General features: G+C 36.8%; 23 protein-coding genes. 7 read left to right on the plus strand and 16 right to left on the minus strand.

Annotated elements, in window-relative coordinates; translation table 11 throughout:
* Window positions 1–20: 20 nt before the first annotated feature.
* The 9 genes from ABYK33_RS03160 to aroQ form a co-directional block, all read right to left on the minus strand.
* A complete protein-coding gene (locus tag ABYK33_RS03160) occupies window positions 21–221 on the minus strand; it encodes a hypothetical protein (RefSeq protein ID WP_373031484.1) in 201 nt (66 codons plus the stop codon).
* Window positions 211–1,554, minus strand: a complete 1,344-nt coding sequence (locus tag ABYK33_RS03165; RefSeq protein WP_373031485.1) for an OmpA family protein — start codon at window positions 1,552–1,554, stop codon at window positions 211–213. Before ABYK33_RS03165 ends, ABYK33_RS03160 begins: the two co-directional genes overlap by 11 nt.
* A gap of 4 nt (window positions 1,555–1,558) precedes the next feature.
* Entirely contained in the window at window positions 1,559–2,665 is a 1,107-nt protein-coding gene (locus ABYK33_RS03170) for a MotA/TolQ/ExbB proton channel family protein (RefSeq protein ID WP_373031486.1), read from the minus strand.
* A gap of 149 nt (window positions 2,666–2,814) precedes the next feature.
* Window positions 2,815–3,834, minus strand: a complete 1,020-nt coding sequence (gene mnmA, locus ABYK33_RS03175) for a tRNA 2-thiouridine(34) synthase MnmA (RefSeq protein ID WP_373031487.1) — start codon at window positions 3,832–3,834, stop codon at window positions 2,815–2,817.
* Window position 3,835: 1 nt separating this feature from the next.
* On the minus strand, window positions 3,836–4,306 hold the full coding sequence (locus ABYK33_RS03180; RefSeq protein ID WP_373031488.1) for a FliM/FliN family flagellar motor switch protein: 471 nt from the start codon (window positions 4,304–4,306) through the stop codon (window positions 3,836–3,838).
* Window positions 4,296–5,384: a flagellar biosynthesis protein FlhF gene (locus ABYK33_RS03185; protein ID WP_373031490.1), complete on the minus strand. Its 1,089-nt coding sequence runs from the start codon at window positions 5,382–5,384 to the stop codon at window positions 4,296–4,298. The genes ABYK33_RS03180 and ABYK33_RS03185 overlap by 11 nt, the downstream gene beginning before the upstream one ends.
* A complete protein-coding gene (folK, locus tag ABYK33_RS03190) occupies window positions 5,363–5,869 on the minus strand; it encodes a 2-amino-4-hydroxy-6-hydroxymethyldihydropteridine diphosphokinase (protein WP_373031491.1) in 507 nt (168 codons plus the stop codon). The genes ABYK33_RS03185 and folK overlap by 22 nt, the downstream gene beginning before the upstream one ends.
* Window positions 5,870–5,877: 8 nt before the next feature.
* Entirely contained in the window at window positions 5,878–6,897 is a 1,020-nt protein-coding gene (locus tag ABYK33_RS03195) for a M24 family metallopeptidase (protein ID WP_373031492.1), read from the minus strand.
* A gap of 69 nt (window positions 6,898–6,966) precedes the next feature.
* Window positions 6,967–7,449, minus strand: coding sequence for a type II 3-dehydroquinate dehydratase (aroQ, locus tag ABYK33_RS03200; protein WP_373031493.1), 483 nt, complete (start codon window positions 7,447–7,449; stop codon window positions 6,967–6,969).
* Window positions 7,450–7,511: 62 nt separating this feature from the next.
* Between aroQ and ABYK33_RS03205 the strand changes: the two genes are divergently transcribed.
* Both ABYK33_RS03205 and sppA read left to right on the plus strand, forming a co-directional pair.
* A complete protein-coding gene (locus ABYK33_RS03205; protein ID WP_373031494.1) occupies window positions 7,512–8,726 on the plus strand; it encodes a metal-dependent hydrolase in 1,215 nt (404 codons plus the stop codon).
* Window positions 8,719–9,573, plus strand: coding sequence for a signal peptide peptidase SppA (gene sppA / locus ABYK33_RS03210; RefSeq protein ID WP_373031495.1), 855 nt, complete (start codon window positions 8,719–8,721; stop codon window positions 9,571–9,573). The genes ABYK33_RS03205 and sppA overlap by 8 nt, the downstream gene beginning before the upstream one ends.
* Here sppA and ABYK33_RS03215 read toward each other — a convergent pair whose 3' ends face one another.
* From ABYK33_RS03215 to ABYK33_RS03230, 4 genes are read right to left on the minus strand one after another with little or no spacing between them, the layout of a single operon-like run.
* On the minus strand, window positions 9,574–10,779 hold the full coding sequence (locus tag ABYK33_RS03215; protein ID WP_373031496.1) for a CAP domain-containing protein: 1,206 nt from the start codon (window positions 10,777–10,779) through the stop codon (window positions 9,574–9,576).
* Window positions 10,780–10,788: 9 nt separating this feature from the next.
* A complete protein-coding gene (locus ABYK33_RS03220; RefSeq protein ID WP_373031497.1) occupies window positions 10,789–12,048 on the minus strand; it encodes a PLP-dependent aspartate aminotransferase family protein in 1,260 nt (419 codons plus the stop codon).
* A gap of 9 nt (window positions 12,049–12,057) precedes the next feature.
* Window positions 12,058–12,471 (minus strand): Rrf2 family transcriptional regulator, encoded by a 414-nt coding sequence (locus ABYK33_RS03225; RefSeq protein WP_373031498.1) that lies wholly within the window; start codon window positions 12,469–12,471, stop codon window positions 12,058–12,060.
* Window positions 12,452–12,910, minus strand: a complete 459-nt coding sequence (locus ABYK33_RS03230; RefSeq protein ID WP_373031500.1) for a DUF4395 domain-containing protein — start codon at window positions 12,908–12,910, stop codon at window positions 12,452–12,454. Before ABYK33_RS03230 ends, ABYK33_RS03225 begins: the two co-directional genes overlap by 20 nt.
* 394 nt (window positions 12,911–13,304) lie before the next feature.
* On the opposite strand from ABYK33_RS03230, the gene ABYK33_RS03235 reads away from it, so the two are divergent.
* The 5 genes from ABYK33_RS03235 (at window position 13,305) to ABYK33_RS03255 (ending at window position 19,583) form a co-directional block, all read left to right on the plus strand.
* On the plus strand, window positions 13,305–14,498 hold the full coding sequence (locus ABYK33_RS03235; RefSeq protein WP_373031501.1) for a TolC family protein: 1,194 nt from the start codon (window positions 13,305–13,307) through the stop codon (window positions 14,496–14,498).
* Complete coding sequence (locus ABYK33_RS03240; protein ID WP_373031502.1) at window positions 14,498–15,523, plus strand: efflux RND transporter periplasmic adaptor subunit; 1,026 nt, start codon at window positions 14,498–14,500, stop codon at window positions 15,521–15,523. Before ABYK33_RS03235 ends, ABYK33_RS03240 begins: the two co-directional genes overlap by 1 nt.
* 117 nt (window positions 15,524–15,640) lie before the next feature.
* The gene (locus tag ABYK33_RS03245) at window positions 15,641–18,766 is read left to right on the plus strand and encodes an efflux RND transporter permease subunit (RefSeq protein WP_373031503.1); all 3,126 of its coding nucleotides are present in this window, start codon (window positions 15,641–15,643) and stop codon (window positions 18,764–18,766) included.
* Window positions 18,763–19,137: a hypothetical protein gene (locus ABYK33_RS03250; protein WP_373031504.1), complete on the plus strand. Its 375-nt coding sequence runs from the start codon at window positions 18,763–18,765 to the stop codon at window positions 19,135–19,137. Before ABYK33_RS03245 ends, ABYK33_RS03250 begins: the two co-directional genes overlap by 4 nt.
* A gap of 122 nt (window positions 19,138–19,259) precedes the next feature.
* Window positions 19,260–19,583, plus strand: a complete 324-nt coding sequence (locus ABYK33_RS03255; RefSeq protein WP_373031505.1) for a cytochrome C — start codon at window positions 19,260–19,262, stop codon at window positions 19,581–19,583.
* A gap of 226 nt (window positions 19,584–19,809) precedes the next feature.
* Here the strand turns inward: ABYK33_RS03255 and ABYK33_RS03260 are convergent, their stop codons facing one another.
* From ABYK33_RS03260 to ABYK33_RS03270, 3 genes are all read right to left on the minus strand, one after another.
* Entirely contained in the window at window positions 19,810–20,106 is a 297-nt protein-coding gene (locus tag ABYK33_RS03260; RefSeq protein WP_373031506.1) for a cytochrome c, read from the minus strand.
* A gap of 82 nt (window positions 20,107–20,188) precedes the next feature.
* Window positions 20,189–20,506: a cytochrome C gene (locus ABYK33_RS03265; protein ID WP_373031507.1), complete on the minus strand. Its 318-nt coding sequence runs from the start codon at window positions 20,504–20,506 to the stop codon at window positions 20,189–20,191.
* 115 nt (window positions 20,507–20,621) lie between these two features.
* On the minus strand, window positions 20,622–20,945 hold the full coding sequence (locus tag ABYK33_RS03270) for a hypothetical protein (protein WP_373031508.1): 324 nt from the start codon (window positions 20,943–20,945) through the stop codon (window positions 20,622–20,624).
* Window positions 20,946–20,984 lie beyond the last annotated feature (39 nt).

Here is a 20,984-nt window from a genome sequence, read left to right on the forward strand (position 1 = left end):
AATAAATGAACGACTCAAAGTTATTTATTTTTATAGAGCTCTTCAGGTAACTCAAAAGGATTGGTTTTAAATAATACTAAAAACCTTTTCCATAAAGAGTTTTTACCATTTCCATCTTTATAGGCATCATCATATTTTTTATATCGCTCTGATAACAATACATGACTATCTAATTTTGAATTTGCCTTTTGAAGATGCACAGGTTTGAAATCATTGCGCATCTAAAACCTTTTCTATCTCATTCATAGCATCTTCATTTTTAAGTCTAAATTTGATCTCAATACGTCTTGATGCATTTTTATCTTCTACACCATCTATGATAATAGCATCTTGGTATGCTCTACCAGAAGCTGTCATAAGCGGCTGAATATTATGTTCTTTAGTGAAGTCTAAAGTAAGTAGATATTCCATAACAGCAAGTGCACGTTTTTGCGAAAGATTCAAGTTATAAATGTATGAACCTACGCTGTCTGTATGTCCTTCAATGATAATTTTATCAAGATGTGGTTTTATTTCCGGATTAGTAACCAATGTACCTATATAGTCTTCAAATGCTTTTTCAAGCTCTACTTTGGCCTCAGGCTTCAATGCTGAATCTCCACTTCCAAATAGGATATTCGAGGCCAGTCTAAGTGATCCGGTCTTTTTATCAATATCGATCTTGTCACCCAATGCTGCTTTAAGTGCAGCCACAACCTGAAGCTTGATACCCGTCAAAGATTTTATCTTCGCTTTTTGTGCCTGAAGGTTTGCTACCAGTTCATCATACTTTGTTTTCTTTTCATCAATTGCATTCAAAAGGGTTAAGAGTTTTTCATCTTTTATTTTTACTGTGTCTTTTGCATCAGTCAACTGATTAGAAAGTATAAGTACTTTCCCTTCATAATCTTTTAAACTTTTTTGATTTTTCTCTATATCTTTTTTACTTTTCTCCAAAGCATCTTTATTTTTATCAAGTAAGTCTTGAACTAACACTATTTTATTGCTAAGGAGGTCTTGTTTGGCATTTGATTCAAGTAACATTTTATTAAGCTTTTCGATCTCAGAGACTTTAAGCTTGAACATTCTTTCATTTTCAGCCAAGATCATTTGATCTTTTGCAATACGTGCATTTTTAAGCTGAATCTCTTTCTCTGCTTCAGTTAATTTTATCTCATCTTCCGCGATACGTGAATTGTTAAGTGTAAGTAGTTTATCTTTCTCGATCAATTTCTTTTTATCTTCAGTAATACGTGCATTTTTGAGTTTAAGTAATCTCTCTTTCTCTGCCAATAGTTTTTCATTTTCAGTAAGATGACTGTCCTTTACACTCACAAGTGCTTTACTTTCTGCCAAACTGTCACTCAACTCACCTAACCTCTTTTCTTTTGCTTTAAGTGTCTCAGATAAATTGGTTAGCCTATCTTCTTTGTTGTGCAGGTCAGATTTTAGAATAACAGACTTTGATACAATAGCACCAATAAGTAAAATAAAAACAAAAAGTAATCCTGCCATCAAATCTGCATAAGAGATCCAGAAATTACTTTCTGCGTTCGTATTGTCTTTTCTAAACATATTCTTACTTTTCTTGCTGTTTTAATGTTGCCGTGTTTTCAAGTATCTGTTCATTTTGTTCAGAGATAATATGTGCAAAGCTAGCAAGTTTTTCTACTGCTTGACCCAGCTCTTCATCTATCTTCTCAAAAGTATGCTCTACTGAACTATCAAAATGTTCCATTGTTTTTTGAAGGTTTTGGGCATTTTCATTAAATCCTTGAATGTTTTTCTCCATAATTTCAACCGCATCTACACTCTTCTGTCTATTCTGTATATTCTCAAGTGTGTCACGTAGCTCAGAAGAGGCTTCCTGCATATGTACAGTCAACTTTGTAAAACTGTTCGTTGTGTCATGTATGATTGTTGTAAAGTTTTTAAGATACTGATCATTGAGTTCTTTAATAAAGTCCATATTAAATGTCTCTTTGAGTGTCTGAACGATCTGTTGGTCTTTCAGTTCACTTTGCATGTGTTGATGTTTAATGAGTTCAGATGTCTTCCAAACACGCTGACCATACAGTTTTTCCAGATCAAAGATCTGCTTATCTACTTTTGCAATACCTCTTTTTTCAAAGTATGTCCAGATAAGTGAAAGCATAATACCGTAGATAGAAGCATAGAATGCCGTACCTATACCTGAAAGAAGTATAGAGATTTCACGATCAAGTGAACTAAGATCTTTCACTGTAAAATCAGGCATAGACAATGCAATAGCGATAAATGTACCCAAAATACCCAGCATAGGAAAGACAGAAGGTGCCACTCGAGCGAAATTGTCATTACGAATATCCTGATAATATTCGGTCATAAAGTCTTTAATGTGCAGTGTAGATTTTGTTTTACCCATAATGGTCAATGCATTTTCACGTAATGCTGACTGTAAGTCCTCTTCCATAACGAAAAAAGAACCTTTCATATGACACACCGCATAATTTGCATTATGTTTTACAAAAAACACAAATACTACAAATATAAATGCAACTATTCCAAAAGTATGTGCCTCTACATTGATAGGAAATATACCAACATAAGCAAGCACCAATCCTACTAAAAAGAGAAAAGGTACAAGTAGTATTGCAAAAGAGTGTGAAGTACATGAAGCCGAATTTTGTCTGTCAAATTGTTGCATGAAGCATCCTGATAATATTAAATTAAAGCATTATATCCAAAAACTTTAAATGAAAGTATAGAGCGCCTCTGTAGGCATTTTTAGAAAAGTTTTGATGCATGTAAGAAGGTTTAAGAAACAGCTTTTAACTTAACTGTTTCATTTCCTATTTAACAGATCACTCCGCCGCCAATTAACTTGTCATCTTCATAAAATGCTGCTATCTGTCCTTTTGCCAATCCAAATACTGATTCCTGCAATACGACTTTTGCTCTGCCATCATTGATCACGACATGACAAGGTACAGCTTGTGTACGGTAACGTACTTTTACCATACAATCAAACTCTGTTAACTCTTTAAAAAGATTGATCTGTTTCACTTCAAATTCATTCTCTTCGAGTTTTTCTTTTGTTCCTACCACGATCTGATTTGTTTCAGGTTTGATATCAATAACAAAATGTGGGTCATGTGCACCATTGACAAAGAAACCTCTACGTTTCCCTATAGTGTAATGCATATATCCTTTATGAGTACCAACTACATTTCCTTCAGTATCTACAGTTTCACCAGGCATATCAATGTCCATATGTTTGGCCAATACTTCATCATATGTATTTTCCACAAAACATATCTCAGAGCTCTCTCTTTGTGTGGCAAAATCTTTAAGCACTTCTATATTGGCTGCATATGCTTTGACATCATCTTTAATCCATGTACCCAAAGGAAAGAGCAATCTAGGAAGTACTTCTTTCTTTACTTCACAGAGAAAATAACTCTGGTCTTTATTTGGGTCTTCCGCGGTATAGATGAACTCACCGTCACATCTAATATAATGACCTGTAGCGACATGATCTGCACCTATACTATCTGCAAACTCAACCATCTTTCCAAACTTGATAGTACGGTTACACATGACACAAGGATTAGGCGTAAGCCCTTCTTTATAACTCTCTACAAAATAATTATAGACATTATCATTAAACTCTTCACTCAAATCAAGAAAATGAACCTTTACCCCTAAATACTCACCTACTCTTTGTGCTTTCGTAAAATTTTCTTCATGATAGCCCGGCTTCTGATGAAGTTTCATATAGACACCCTCAACTTCATATCCCTCTTTTTGCAAGAGTATTGATGTCACTGTAGAGTCTACTCCTCCACTCATACCAACTAGTACTTTCTTCTTCATATCAATTCACTTTCTTTATTTGTATCGCTATCTCTTCATCAACATTAACCAAAGAGCCTTCTGCGATTATTTTACCTTCTACTTTAAGACTTACTTTTTCTAGATCTATATGTGTTATATCTATCGTAGACCCTAATTCCAACACTTTACTTTGTACTCTATTAAAAGAGACATTTAGAGTTTTATATTTTTTACTATCAGGCTGTTTTACAGTATCTTCTTCTAAAGATACAATTTCTGTACCATGTGTATTTCCTGTCTGTTTAAATAGTACATTGGCACAAATTGTATCCCCATCTATCAGTACTAATTCCAAGGTATCCAAACCTATAAGAAGCACATCATCTACACTTAACTTTTTAAGACTCTTACTACGAACCATCATCGGTGAAAATGCTAGATCATACGAAGGATAACACGTATGTTTTTGCATTATTCTAGCTAAGTGAAGTGCCTGAGTTTCACTCTTCATCCAAATCCCCGATAAACTGCTCTAAGAGATACTCTTTTGAAGCAACCATAAGATCATCAGGTACTTCTTGTCCCACTGAGAAATAACTCATAGGTAATTTGTATAATAACATAAAATTCAACAACGTTCCAAAATGCTTCGTCTCGTCAAATTTACTGATGATAACTGAGGCTGGATCCAAGAATGAGAAGTTCTTATAAAGATCATCCATATCTTCATATTTTACCGTAGCAGAGAAGACAAGATTCACTTCTATCTTTCTTGGTATGTCTGTTTGAACAAACTCAACAGTTTTAATGAATTTTTGCGTATCATAAGGAGACATACCTGCTGTATCTACCAGTATGATATCATAGTCCTCCAAAGCTTCTAATCCTGTAGTAAAATCTTCTACACTGTCTACAGTAATATGTTCAAGTTGCATGATATCGGCATAGTGTGCAAGTTGTTCAAAAGCTCCCACCTTATAACTGTCAAGGTTTAAAAGGGCTACTTTGTATGGTCTGTCCATCAAGTAGGCATAACGTGCAGCCAGTTTAGCTATAGTCGTTGTTTTACCTACACCTGTCGGACCTACGAGCATTATTATCTTAGGTTCATCCAATGTCTCTTTATATATTTCCAAGTTTTCATCTATCTCTTCAAGTAGATAGGAAACCAAAAGTGTGGCATCATCAAGAATATTGCTTCCCATTAATGACATTAAGACATCATCCAACCAAGGCTTTGCAATGCCTTTTTTCATGAAAAGTGTTTTCACCTTTTGCATGACACTTTCATCTTCTGAATCTAACATCTCCTCTCTCATCGAGGACAATTGTTTTTTTAATTCACCCAATTCTGCCAACAGTGCTTCAGCTTCTTCTTTTTCAGGATCACTATGTTCCGTAGAAATTTTACCAAAAGACTTTTCCATAAAAAGATCTTTTGGTACAGCAATCACTACTTCACAACGTAATTTACCATCTTCATATTTGATCTGTTTTGCTGAAATAAGTTCAACATTCTCTCCATACTTCTCCACAGCTTGTGCATATGCACTTTTGGGATCAGAAGCTACAAATGTTTCATTGACCATTGTATATTGCCTTTCATCATTGATAATGGGATCAATACAGACTCTCGCTCTCTCCAACCAGGATGAGGAAGTGTCAGTTCTTTTGTTTCCATTTTCACATTTTCATAAAATATTATATCTATATCTAACGTTCTAGGGCCGTCTTTAAAAAGACGTTTACGCCCAAAAACCTTTTCTACGCGTAATATGTAACGCAACAACGCCGTAGGGCTTAGAAACGTTTCTATCAGCAGTAAAGAGTTATAAAAGTCTCCCTGCTCTGTGTATCCAAAAGGAGGATTCTTCACTATGGGTGCTGTCTCTATGACATGTAGGAAGGAAGATCTTTTAAAATAGTGGAAAAGATGTTCAAAGCGACGTACTACATCACCAATATTCCCACCTATCCCAAGTAACACTCTATGACCACTTTTACTTAATAAAATAGAAGGAAAATCTTTTGTCTTAATTAAAGTATTTTTTGCATCTATCTTTTTTCTTATCATAGCATAACCTACAGGAGAACAGCTTTACCGTCTACCATCGCTACCATATCTTCTATACGAATACCAAACTCACCAGGAATGTATATCCCCGGTTCTATCGTGTACACCATCCCATCTTCAATAATTGTATCTGACTTCGTAGAGATATAAGGCATTTCATGAATATCCAACCCTACACCATGTCCGGTTGAGTGTACATAATACTCACCAAAACCAGCTTTAGTAACAATATCACGTGTAAGGGCATCCACTGTTTTCGCTTTCATTCCTGAACGTGCTTTGGCAATGGCATTATCATGTGCTTTAAGTACCGTATCATAGGCTTTTTGTATTTTTTTAGATTTAAAACTTTGGTTTGTATCGAACATAAAATATTTATCTGCCTGTACCGTACATGTACGGTCGGAACAATAACGTTTATATTTCAAACCGGCATCTACCAAAAGCAGATCATTTTTAGCCAATTTTGTCGATGTAGGCATAGCATGAGGTTTTGCAGCATTTGCATTGATAGCCACTATAGGATCAAAACTCAGGTCATACTTACCGAAGTCACCTAAAACACCCTTAGCCCTGTAGGTTAATGTGTATTCGTCTTCCCCAAAACCATTTTTACGAAACTCTTTAGCCAGTGCTTTAAAAGCTTTTGCACCAAGTTTTGCTGCTTTAGCTATGATCTTTAACTCTTCATCACTTTTAATGATACGCTTTTTATGCGAAAAATCGACCTGTGGGTCAAATATTACCTTGGATGTAGAACTCACACGATCAAAACCGTCTACACTCCACTCTTTTGGATCAAAGATCACTTTTTTGACTCTGGACTTTTGGAGTAAAGAGACTGCTTCAGCATAAAGATCACCATTGATAACAACTTTTGCACCTTTTACATTCTCAGTTGCATCGATCGTATAACGACTGTCTGTGATAAAAAATGCTTCACTTCCCAGTGAAAGATAGAGTGCATTATCACAACTGTATCCACATTCATAATAGATAGCATTTTCATCTTTGAGCATGTAGTTCATCGCTGACCTTTGATTTAGTTTTAAAAATGGGGTATCGCCCTCCTCTCGGAGGAGAGGAGAAGTATAGAATTATTTTTGCTGTGCTTGCATTTTTGCCTGGTGTTCTTTCATAGCTGCCACTTCTGTAAGTATCTGTGTCATACCAACCATAGCCAAGTGGTAACCAAATGGTCCCATACCTGTAATTTGACCTGCACATACAGGTGCTATAAATGATTTGTGTCTAAACTCTTCTCTTTGGTAAATGTTTGAGAGATGTACTTCAAGTGTAGGTATCTGCACTGCAGCAATAGCATCACGGATAGCGATAGATGTATGCGTATAAGCAGCAGGGTTAATAATGATACCATCCGCATCACCAATACACTCTTGGATACGGTCTACGATCTCACCCTCTAAGTTACTTTGAAAAAATTCGATCTCTGTTTTATTTTGGTCAGCAAATGCTTTCATTTGTGAATGGATATCTTCTAACTTCATCGGACCATAAACATTTTGTTCTCTAATTCCAAGCATATTGAGGTTTGGACCCTGGATAACTACTATTTTCATTTTCTACCTTGTTTATATTATTTGGGTATTATTCTATCTAAATTGTTTTAAGGATAGGTACGATGAACATAATAGTAGCCGACTATATCTACACACCGACAGGTTTTAAAAAAAATCTTGCCGTTGCTTTTACAGATCTGATCCAGGACATAGATTCTCTTGACGGATTAACCAAAAAGTATCCAGATGCAAAAGTCATCCAAACAGAGCCAAATTCCATACTCTACCCTGGCTTCATAAACACCCATGTACATTTGGAATTTTCAGCAAATAAAACATCTTTAGCCTATGGCTCTTTTAAACCTTGGCTTGACTCTGTCATAGAACACCGTGATGAACTTATAGGTGCATGTAACAACGAAATGATGCTAGATGAATGTACAAAGATGATGCGCTCGGGTATCACAACATTTGGGGCTATCTCAAGTTTTGGTAATGAACTTGAGATCTGTGAAAAAACCCCTCAGCGTGTCGTTTTTTTCAATGAACTCATAGGTTCAAATGCCATGTATGCAGATATGCTCTATGGTGACTTTCAAGAGCGTGTCAGAGCATCACAGTCATGTGAAGAGAGTTCTCGTATCATACCTGCTGTAGCGATACATTCTCCCTATTCTGTGCATCCTATAATTTTACAAAAAGCAGTAAATGTAGCCAAAAAACACAATATGCCCCTCAGTGCGCATTTTTTAGAATCTCAAGCAGAAAGAGAATGGCTAGAATCAAGTTCAGGTACACTCAAAGCATTCTTTCTCAAATACTTTAACAGTTCACAAACGGTTACGAATATCGAAGAATTTATGCATGCTTTTGACACTTATCCTACACACTTCACGCACTGTGTACAGGCAACAGAAGAAGAGTTAAACTATTTGGCCCAAAAAGGACACTCTGTTGCCCATTGTCCACGTTCCAATCGATACTTAGGATGTGGGAGACTTGCCATTGAAGATCTGCCTCTTCCTTTCACGGTCGCTACAGATGGTCTAAGCTCCAATGATTCACTCAATATATTTGATGAACTTAGAGCTGCGATCATGCTGCACAATGATATGCCCATCCAGGAACTATCCGAAAAACTACTACGTGCAGTGACTGGAGATGCCGCAGATATCTTAGGTTTAAACTGTGGTAAAATTGAAGTAGATAAACTTGCAGATTTTACAGTCGTCACACTGCCAGAAGAACCGAAAAGAACGGAAGAGTTAGCCCTCTGGACTATTTTACATACCAAAGAAGCTTCGGAAGTTTATATAGAAGGAGAAAAATATGTTTAGTACTATAGGAAAAGCGATCAAATGGATAGGTCAACACTTTTTAGGAATGCTTTTTTTACTCATTGCTTTTGTTGTCCTTATGCCCACTTCAACGACTGAACTAAGGCCTGCAAACCTACAAGAGATACAACTTGTAGGGCCGATCATGAATGCGGATGCCATACTCAAAGAGATAGAAGATATACAAAAAGACCCTAAGATAAAAGGTGTACTGCTCAACGTGAATTCACCAGGTGGTGCAGTTCCCCCTTCTATCGAAATAGCCTATGCTATCAAAGCATTGAAAGAGCATAAACCTGTTGTCGCATATGCTTCTGGAATTATGGCAAGTGGGAGTTACTATGCATCTATCTATGCAAATACTATTATTGTAAACCCTGGTTCTATCGTGGGGTCTATTGGTGTCATTATGGAAAGCGCCAATATAGAAGAGCTTATGAAAACCATTGGTATCGAAACACAGATAGTGAAACAAGGTACCTACAAAGAAGCCGGTACACCAACCAGAAAATGGACACCAGAAGAACGGGCAGAATTGGAAACACTTACCAAAGATACCTATGAACTGTTCGTCAAAGATGTTGCAGAAGCAAGAGCTTTAGACATTAATGATTCAAAAAATTATGCAGATGCACATATTTTTTCAGCCAAAAGAGCAAAAGATGCAGGACTTATAGACCGTGTTGGGGTCAAAAGTCAAGCTAAAGCAGAAGTTGAAAAACTCGCAAAGATCAAAGATCCTGTCTGGAAAGAAAAAGATAAGCTGGAGAGCTTTATGGAGCAGTTTGCAACTAAAGGTATGATGCAGTTACAAAGCTACTTTTATGGATTAAAAGCTTCTTTCTAATTACTGCAGATCAAAGAAAACTTTTTTCTTACCAATATCCAAACTTACCCTTCCCGAAGAGCGTTTCTTTGGGAAAGTGACCTTTAACGTATTTTGATCAAGGAAAGAGACTTTGATCCCTCCTCTTGACCTGTAACTCTGCATGATGTCTTTTTTTGAATTTGGCACTATATACAATACTGCTGTTGAACCTACGGGTACAGTCAATTTTGTCTTATTCTTAGTAATCCTATAGATCTTTTTTCCAGGCTTTGATGTTCTAAATGACCAACGTTTTCGTACCTTGTTCCCATCAGCAACAGCTTCAAATACAGCAGTGTATTTTGTATTAAACTCCAGCCTTTTCAATGGCATGAGTACAAACTCCATTTCTGTCAAAAGATGGTTATGATCATTTTTCTGTTGAAGTATCTTAGTCTCTTTGATCTCTTTTCCATTTGCATCATATAAAAGAAAAGATCTTAACTTTACATTTTTATAATAGGCAGGGTTCAACTGTACAGAAATAGGGAAACCACTCACTTTATAACCAGGCAGAGGGTCTGGAGATTCATTATAAAAAGCTGGCCATATGTTGTTTTGTTCAGCGTATGGATAGAGTATGATATCTCTATTTTTACGCCGGATTTCATCTTTTTTTTCTTCAAAAAGTGACTTAGGTATAACCTTCTCATTTTGTTTACAAATATTTTTCATATAATAGACACCACTTGCCATACTAAATGATTGTTTACATAGTTTAGAAATATAAGATGAGCCCAGATCATAGACATAAGCACGTTTTATTTTTCTTTTTTTCTCTATTGAAGATCCAGAAAAACCTATCTCATCCTTATCTAAATTCAGAAAAACAAGACGGTGGTAAATTGCAGAAAAAAGGTTGTCTATTGATTTTACATATCCTACTGTATTGATAGAAAGATTCTCCATCACATAGTTAGAAGAATACCCTGACTTTATAACTCTTTTAGAAGGTGTAGTACCGGTGAATGAAGATTTTCCTTTTTTCTGATAATGTCCATTCGTCTGGTTTTGTATGAGATATTTGGCGTGAGAAGTAGCCGCTTTTTCTAAAGCTTTATTGGTTTTAAGTTCGATAAGTCCGGCATGTACTCTAATAGTATTGAGGTATGCCAATCCATCTTTCTTACTATTGGCTTCAAGAGGAACCAACAAGAAAGATATAAGTATGAAAAAACGTAACACACAAACTACTTATACTGTAAATGCAGCTTGTAAAAAGTCCTCAGCGATAGAGTTAGGGTCTTCTAATCCTATAGAAACACGGATGAGACCTTCATGTACACCTAGAAATTCACGAGCTTCAGCATCGAAGTCACTGTAGATAGTACTTGTCATATGAAGTGCAAGGGTTCTATTATCTCCTATATTTGCTGTTTGAATAACAAGGTTCAGTTCGTTAAGAAAAGCAAATGCTCTCTCTTTTGTACCACAATCAATGCTCAAGAGTGGACCACAACCTTGTGCGAAGTCTGACATGTATCGTGCATGATCAGGACTTGAAGGCAATGAAGGGTGATTGACACTCACTCCTTCTGGTAATCTTTCATCAAGTAGGGCTGCTACTGTTTCAACACTTTTATTCACTCTTTCTACTCTGAGTGACAATGTTTCCAGTCCTACCATCGTCATAAATGATCCAAACGCATTTGCAGTCATACCAAAATCACGAATGGCACGTTTTTTACAAATAGGTATAAATGCTTTTTTACCCATCTTTTTTACTATTTTGTGTACATCTGCATACTTATCATTTAGAAGTTTGTCGCCCTCTTCTTTTACAGCTCTAAAAACTGCTATGCCCCCTAGGGCTGCTGAATGTCCAGACATATTTTTAGTTGAAGAGTGCACAGAGATATCTGCACCCATTTCCAGTGGTCTCACCAACAGTGGTGTTGCCGTATTGTCTATCATTACCAGTGTTTCATACTCATTACAAAGGTCTATGATACGCTGTATATCAGGAAGTGTAAGGCTTGGATTACCTACAGACTCAAAAATAACCATTTTAATACCACGTTTAAGTGTGGATTCAATGTGTTCAAAGTCATCTACAGTACAAAAAGTATTTGTCACACCAAAACGTACTAAAGTTTCATTCACCAGTGAATAGGTACCACCAAAAAATCCACCGATACAAAGTATCTCATCTCCTGCAGATAAAAAAGCGCTACATACCATAGAGATCGCACCCATACCTGAAGAAGTAGCAATGGCACCAAATCCACCCTCCATCTTCGCTACGATAGATTCGAGTTTAGCATTTGTTGGATTCCCTACTCTTGCATAGAGTGGTTTATTGACTTCTGCAGAGAAGATACCTTCTGCTTCTTCGGCATTTTCATAACCATAAGCAGCAGACGGTGTAATAGTAGGTGCTATGGGCCCTACTCTTGAGCCTACACTTTGGACAAGTAAAGTATTGAAGTAATTAAAATCAGTCGTATTGTTCATGATCTGTTCCTATATTGAATAATTGAGTGTTTGATCAGCTTTGAGTTGATAGTTTTTCAGTTCAGAAAGAGGGATTTCAAAAATACTTGAAACATTCTGTTTTAAATCTTCCCAAAAGAGTTTTAATGCTGCATTATCTGTTTTACAAGCATCAGAAAATATATCTGATTCAAGTATCAATACGATATCTTTCAGTGTGATATCTTTAAGGTCTTTAGCGAGTTTATAACCGCCATAAGCACCTTTTATACTTGTCAATATACCTTGTTTTTTAAGCTCTAAAAGTATCTGCTCTAGAAAGTTCTGGGGGATGGATGCATTTGCTGCTATCTCTTTTATCTTAAGCACTTCATCATTTGGTATAGAACCCAACTCTTGAAGTGCCGCGATAGCATAAATTGTTTTACTTGATATTCCTATCATTTGCTAAAAGACCTTTTCCGATTTGTATTGCATAGTATATCTTACATCCTATACAAAAATCGAATAATGTCTCAAGTAATGCACAAATTAATAAAATAACGGCTAATACTGTAGCAACTGTTGTAAATCCTGCTACATAAAAGATGACGATAAACAACGAAGTGACCAGTCCCATATACAGTGCAAATCTTTTAGGTGATTCATCACAGAGTTTAGGTGCGATACCCCATCCCTTAAGTACAAATGTTCCAACAATTTGAAATGGACTGAAGGTTGACTGGCGTATTGCTCTCATAAAAAAGTCAAATACTAACACTAACGCGAAAAAACTCTCTTGAGAAACAAGAAATATCATAGCAAAAAGCGCTACTTGGAAAGAAATGATTCTCACCATATTGGAATCAACTCTTCTTGTAGATATCGGGCAACTTGGAGACATATTCTTTCCTTTCACTAAAATAAAATTTTGGGTCAAAACCCTTTAGCTATATTCACACTATCTGAATTAGCACCTCTAAAGACCCTAGAGTGATTTACAACATTGCTTGTTTCTCAGTTCTTTGTTAACAATAATAGGGGAGACAACAAAGTACCAAGAAAATGTGCAATGCCCTTGTCCAATGTAAACTTCTAGGGTTTTTACAAGTGCTCATTTAATTATATGTGGGTATATTAGCCAAAAATATTTTCAATGTCAAGTAAATCTATAGGTTTTATATTTTTTTGTATTTTTACCCCTATTCTATTTGAATGATTGCTGCACGTTCTGTACACAGACTTATATTACAATACCCATAAATCTAAAGCTATGAAAAGCAAATATAGGAGATATCATGCGCATTATGCTGTTTATATTATTGGCTGCAGGTTTAGTCCGGGCACAAAGTATTCACCAACTTATTGATCAATCAATCAAAAAACACCCTTCGCTCCAAACCATACAATACCGTCTGTCTGCAATGGATGAGCGTATAGAAGAGAGTCAAAACTTCTCCAACCCGGACCTTTCACTCACGATCAATGACATACAGTTCGACAACCCTTCTGACCGTAGCCTTGAACCTATGCAGTACAATGCCATCAACTTTCAACAGAAGTTCCCATGGTTTGGTAAGTTAGATGCACGAAAAACATTTACACAGGCACAAAGAAGTGTAATAATGGACTCTTATGAAGTGGCAAAATTAAAACTTTCTGAAGAGATACGTATGACAGCATATACGATAAAAGAACTCGAAGCTCGTATCAATATTGTAAACAGGTATAAGGCTGTAGCAAAACAAAATATAGATCTCTATACGTCCTATGCATCCACTGAAAATAAAAGTCATACAAACAGTATGTCTGCAAGTCTGATGCTTTCTAAGATAAAAATAAGAGCTGAACGCTATAAAATGCTCTTAAAAAGCCAAAAAGCCAAACTTAAATACCTTGTACAGGGTAAAGTCTCATCTATCTCAGATAGATTACATATTAATCGTCCCAAACCATTATATGATTATCTCTCTAAATCACAGAATAATCCAAATTATAACATGAAACTCTCTAAAAAAAATGTTGCTGATGCAAATAAAGCCATTCAAGACTTAAGTATCAATCCAGATCCCTATGTAAAAGTAGGCTATTTTAACCGTTCAGATTATCCTGATTATGCTTCTGTCACTGTAGGGTTTTCTCTACCTCTTTATGGCTCAGAAAAACTCAGATCTGAAGCTGCCCGTAAAGAAGTCTTGGCTGCAGTAAGTGATTCTCTAGATTATAAATCTTCACTCGAGAGTGAGATAGATATCATCTATGCCAAACTCACTGAAGCATATCAGATCTACAACATCATCCAAAATGAAAGCCTCCCTCAGCTTGAGCATATGTTTGAACTGAGTCAGTCCAGTATACAAAAGGGTGGTGATATGTTTGCATATACCAACCTTTTAGAACAAAAACTGGCACTTGAAGAACAGCGTATCTCTATAAAAGCAGAATTCCTGCGGACACAGGCCAGACTCAAATCTCTTATAGGAGAACTGTAATGAACCTTACATCTATCAAGACAACACTCACATTTTTACTTCTTACACTGTTTTTACAGGCTGAAACTAAAGAAGAACCTATCCCAACCATAGAACAGCTTTTTAATGTGAAGACCACAAAAGTCAACATGTTGACCACATCCAAAAAACAGGTCAACTATGGATATATCGTTGCAGAAGACTCACGAAAAATTGATATACATGCATGGTTTTCAGGCTATGTAACAAAACTGTTTGCTGATACACTTTATAAAAAAGTAGAAAAAGGGGAGGCTTTGGCAGAAGTCTATTCTCCAGAAGTCTACCAGTCTAAACAAGACTACTTACACTCTTTGGCATTTAATGCAAAACGTCCGTCACCTCAGATGCTTCAGAGTGCCCAAACAAAACTGCGTCTTTTAGGTGTAAGTGATGAAGAGATAAAACGTATTGAAGAGGAACGAAAAGTTAATGAACTTACCACTATCTATGCACCACAGTCCGGATGGATATTTGAAAAAAATATTAACCAGGGTGCATCTTTCAGCACACAAAAAAAGCTCTTTCAGATCGTAAACCTGGAAAAGGTATGGGTAGAAGTAAAACTTTATCAGAATGAGATAGAAAAATTCTCACTCCTTGAGCATTTCAGTGTTGAACCCAAAGGCATCCATAAAGTATTTACAGCAAAAAAATCCCTGCTCTACCCTGTACTAAATGCTAAGGAAGCTACTGCTACATTGAGACTGACTCTGGACAATGAACAAGCACTGTTAAAGCCGGGCATGTATGTAAAAGTACATGCATCAGCACCAGCTAAAAGCCGTCTTGTGATTCCCCGCACTGCAGTAATACGTAAAAATGGGACATGGTATGCATTTCTTGCTACTGAATTTAAAGGGGAATATGAACCTGTAGCAATTGACATAAAGCCTTTAGATTCGCAACATTATGAAATACTCAAAGGTCTCAATGAGGGTGACACATTAGTAAATAATGCACTCTTCATGATGGACTCTGATGCACAAATTAATGGGATCTACTAATTATGGGACAAATTTTGAGCAAAGCCCAAAACACTATGCTAACGCTATTCTCACTCCAGCAGTGGGTTCATGCAAGCAGTTGCAGTGTACAAGAACGCACTATAAGGAAACGATAATATGATAGAAAAACTCATAGCTCTTTCGGTTAAAAATCGTTTTTTAGTCTTGATGACTACACTCTTCCTTATCGTAGGTTCCATCTGGGCAATGAGAAATACTCCTCTGGATGCACTTCCAGACCTTTCACCTCCACAGGTCATTGTACAAGTGACATGGAAAGGACAAAGTCCTGAAATTATAGAAGACCAGGGAACCTATCCTTTAGTTTCACAATTTCTTGCTATCTCTGACATCGATACAGTACGCGGCTTTTCAACCTATGAAAATGGTCTGATCTACATCATCTTCAAAGAAGGTACAGACCTCTACTGGGCCAGAAGTCGTGTACTTGAACAACTCTCATCCATACAAAGTCAGCTCCCAGATACAATGGAAGTAACGCTTGGACCTGATGCATCAGGTGTTGGCTGGGCATATGAGTATGCACTCACATCTCAGACAAAAAGTCTTGATGAACTGCGTACTCTACAGGACTACTACTACAAATACGCACTTATGGGTGTAGATGGAGTAAGTGAAGTTGCCAGCATTGGTGGCTTTGTACCGACCTATCAGATCACAGTAAACAACGATGCACTTGTACAATACGATCTTTCTATCAAAGATATCTCCAAAACACTTAAAGACAATAATAACGACACCGGCGGACGTATCGTCATACAAAATGGTTATGAATGGATGGTGCAGGCAAAAGGCTATATCAAGGACTTAAATGAGATACGACAACTTGTAGTCACAACAAAAGACGGCGTACCACTTACACTCTCCCAATTGGGACGTGTAGAGATGGTGCCTGGTGCCAGACGCGGTGTTGCCGATCTCAATGGGCAGGGAGAAGTTGTCGGTGGTATCGTGATGGTACGTTATGGTGAAGATGTTTATGCTGCTATCAAACGCATTAAGTCTAAAATGTCAGAACTCAAAATAGAGGGAGTAGATGTTGTCACAACCTATGACCGTTCAGGACTCATAGAATCAGCTATAGAAACACTAAAAACAACTCTTTTGGAAGAGAGTATCATCGTCATCATTATTATCGGTTTATTTTTGATGCATTTTCGTTCGACACTCATCATGCTTATTGTGCTTCCGCTGACTATAGCTCTACCATTTTTACTCATGAAACTTTTTGGTATAGGATCGAACATTATGAGTCTTGGTGGTATTGCCATTGCCATCGGTGCCATGGTAGATGCATCCATCGTAATGATAGAAAATGCCCACAAATCCATACATAGACAAGAAGAAGAGAAAGGAAGCCCTCTTGATGAGGGTGAACGCATTAAGACCATCATTACATCTTCTCAACTCGTTGGACGGCCTATCTTTTTCGCACTGGCACTTGTCGTCGTCTCCTTTTTACCAATATTTGCACTTTCAGGACAGGAAGGCTTGCTATTTAATCCTCTTGCCTTTACAAAAACATTTGCTATGACAGCAGGAGCGATACTCTCCGTCACGCTGGTACCTGTTCTGATGATATACTTTGTCAGAGGGAAGATCATGCCTGAGACAAAAAACCCACTCAATCGTTTTTTTATTTGGTTGTATCATCCACTTCTGGTGTATGGACTAAAACTTAAATATCTTGTCATTCTGCTTGCCCTTGGCGCACTTGCATTTACCCTGCCTCTTTACCAGAAACTAAATTGGGAATTTATGCCAATGCTCAATGAGCAAACAGTCATGTATATGCCCGTTACACCTTATGGTATCTCGGTAGATCAAAGTAAAGCACTGACACAAAAAACCGATAAGATCATCAAAAGTTTCCCTGAAGTAGCCACCGTATTTGGTAAGGGAGGCCGTGCCAATTCTCCCACAGACCCTGCCCCACTCGGCATGATCGAAACCATCATTACCTTTAAACCAAAATCACAGTGGCGTGTAGGTATGACACATGAAAAACTGATGGCGGAAATGGAAGAGGCCCTTCAGGTACCTGGTCTAGTAAATTCATGGACCTATCCTATACGAGGACGCATTGATATGTTACTTTCAGGTATTAGAACTCCTCTAGGGATCAAACTTTACGGAAAGGATGCGGAAGGTCTACAGTCAGTAGCAATGCAAATAGAATCAAAACTTCGTGAACTTAAAGGTACACAATCTGTTTTCTCTGATCAGGCAAGTGCCGGATTCTTTATAGACATCAACATAGACAGTGAGGCCTTACAGCGTTATAATATCTCTAAAGCACTCATACATGAGTATACTTCAGCAGCCATAGGAGGGAAAAAGATCACCACCATGTATAAAGGCTTGGAACGTTACCCTATCGCACTTCGTTTTGAAGAAGAAGAACGTCGTAATCTTGATGACATACGTAATATACAAATCAAAACACCTCTTGGCTTTGTACCACTGTCGACCTTTGCAAAAATTGAATACAGAGAAAGTGCTTCTGTCATAAAAAGCGAAATGGCTACCCCTGTAACGTTTATCTATATCACCCCTCAGGCTGGAATGAGTGCCATAAAATACAAAGATCAGGCTGACAAATATTTACAAGATATAAAGCTTCCATCAGGCTATTATATAGAGTGGGCAGGACAATCAGAGTATCTTGAATCAGCGATGAAAAAAATAAAGTGGATAGTCCCTACTGTACTTTTGGTCATATTCGTACTGATACATTTTGCACTAGGTAAAATGATGCCTACACTCATTGTATTTTTTACACTTCCTTTTGCCCTGCTTGGTGGTCTGCTCTACCTGTATATGCTACAGTTTAATATGAGTATCGCCGTGGTAGTCGGTTTCTTGGCTCTTCTTGGTATCGCCGCAGAAACTGCCATAGTCATGATCGTTTATTTACAGGAAAGCGTCAAAGAAATGCGTAAAAAAATGGGAGGTGATTTTAACAGACAACACCTTTCAGATGCTATTTACGAAGGTGCTGTGCAAAGAGTAAGACCTAAACTGATGACCGTATTTGCTATTCTCGCAGGGCTTCTTCCCATCATGTATACAACAGGGGTTGGAAGCGAGGTCATGCAGCGTATAGCCGCACCTATGATAGGTGGTGTGGTGAGTTCAGCGATATTAAGCTTACTGCTAATACCTATTTTTTACGAAATGTATGAAAAACATCAATTAAAAAAATCTAAGGAAACAAAATGAGATCATCACTAACGATTATACTACTCTTTACGCTACTACTTATATCAGGATGTACAGATAAAGAAAAAAAAGAATCACTCACTGAAGGCGGAATGAAATGTGGACCAGGAAAATGTGGTGCCAGTATGGTTGATGGTTCTGCTGTTCTGGTAAAAAAGAAAATGAACATTTTAAATCAACTTACAGACAAGGACAGCAGACGTGAATGTGTACTCAAAGCTATGACAACCAAAGAGCTATACGCCTGTGTCCGTGTAGAAGAGACCGGTAGGTTAAGTACAAAATGTTCATCGGACAATACGAAACAAATTCCGAAAAAAGAAATACCTCCTATGAAGTGTGAAGCAGGAAAATGTGGGAACAGTATGTAGTATAAATATTTATGTAACTTTTTTGACCATTAAAAAAAATTTATTAAATTCATCTATATAATATATGAACATAATCATAAGTAGGATATACTAAAAAATCTTATTTACATCAAAGGAATACAATGAAAAATATAACTAAATTAGCGCTTACAGCACTTTTGGGCTTTACAATGCTTACATCAACTGTAGATGCAGGTAGCATTAACAAAGGTCAAAAGATCTATGGGAAAAAGATCAAAGGCCAATGTGGAGATAAAACCGGTGGAGAGTTTGCAGCAACATTTAAACAAAAAGATTGGGAAGATGCTTTTAAAGCAGGAACATTTGAAGCGAAAGTAAAAGAAGTATGCCCAACGATGGAAACATATAAAGAAAAATGGACACCGCATCTTTTTGAATTTGCATATGAATATGCAAGTGACACAGGTAACGAACCTGCTTGTTAATATAACTTAACTATCGGTGGGCTTTATGCTCACCGATAAACTACTCCAGCACTTCACTTTCATGTTCACATATATTCCACAGCATTTTAATACCACATAAAACAGTCAGAAATATCATTTGAAAATATAGATAGATTAAATAAAATTTATTGATATGAGATAGATTTGAAAAAAAGAAGAGAGTATTCAAAAGCCAGAAGGCTTTTGAATGTAAAAGTTTAAAAACTTATTTCATTGCTGCAATATAATCTGCAACAGCTTTGATCGTAGCATCATCCATAGAAGCTACTTGACCTTTCATAAGACCACCCATACCAGCTTGGTTAAGAGTACCAGCTTTATATCCGTTAAGTTGTTCAACTGTTTTAGCAGCATCTTGACCTGTGATAACAGCAGATTTACCTAGAGCAGCTTTTTCACCGTTTGCACCATGACAACCAACACATTTAGCGTAAGCAGCTGCACCATCAGCCATAAGTAGTGTAGATCCAGCAAATAACATTGCGATTGCAAATTTTTTCATTTTCATTCCTTTTAGTTTGTTTGTTAACATTCAGAAGATTTACATTACGTAAATCTACACCTCTATTTTATAATAAAAAAGCTTAACACGCTGGTACGTTGCCAGAATCACTTGCATATTCATAAACAAAATCATATACATCTGGAATATATTTAGCTTTTACTTTTTTTACCTTAGGACAGATCTTCATTACTTCATCTGCAAACTTACCAGCTTCATGGATTGCTTCCCACTCATCCTGAGTATGTTTTTGAGCAAATGTTGCACCACCTATATTACAAGGAGCTTTAAGTTTCTTAAGGTAAATTTTTTGACCCTTCTTTACATCCGCAGATGCTGTTGATGAAAGTACTGTAAGCCCAAGTAAGGCAGCTACTGCCAATTTAGTTACATTATTCATATATATCCTTTTAATTTTTAGATGAGTAATAATATCATGTAATTGTGAAAGTATTGTGAAGTGTATAAAGAAAGAAGCAGAAGGTTAACAACTGCTTCAAGAAGTTACATTAGTATTAACACTTTGGAACGTGTGATCCACCTGTACCATATTCATAAGTGAATTCATACACACTATCCCACCATGACTTTTTTATTTTCTTAATATTTAATTTAGGGCAAAGTCTCTTTGTTTCTGCTTTAAATTCACCATCTTCATATATTTCTTCCCATTCATCCTGAGTATGCTCTCTTGCAAATCTCACACCTGAGAATCCACAATATTTCCTCATCTTCTTTTTATAAATTTTTTGCCCTTTTGCTACACTTGCTGTCGCTACTGTAGGTGTACTTACCATAGCAAATGCCACAAGGGTAAGTGCTGTAACTAATTTTTTCATTCTCTTCCTTTTTTATAATTTAACCTTATCCACAGTTAT

It is taken from the genome of Sulfurovum sp., from assembly GCF_041562805.1.
Taxonomy (GTDB): Bacteria; Campylobacterota; Campylobacteria; order Campylobacterales; family Sulfurovaceae; genus Sulfurovum.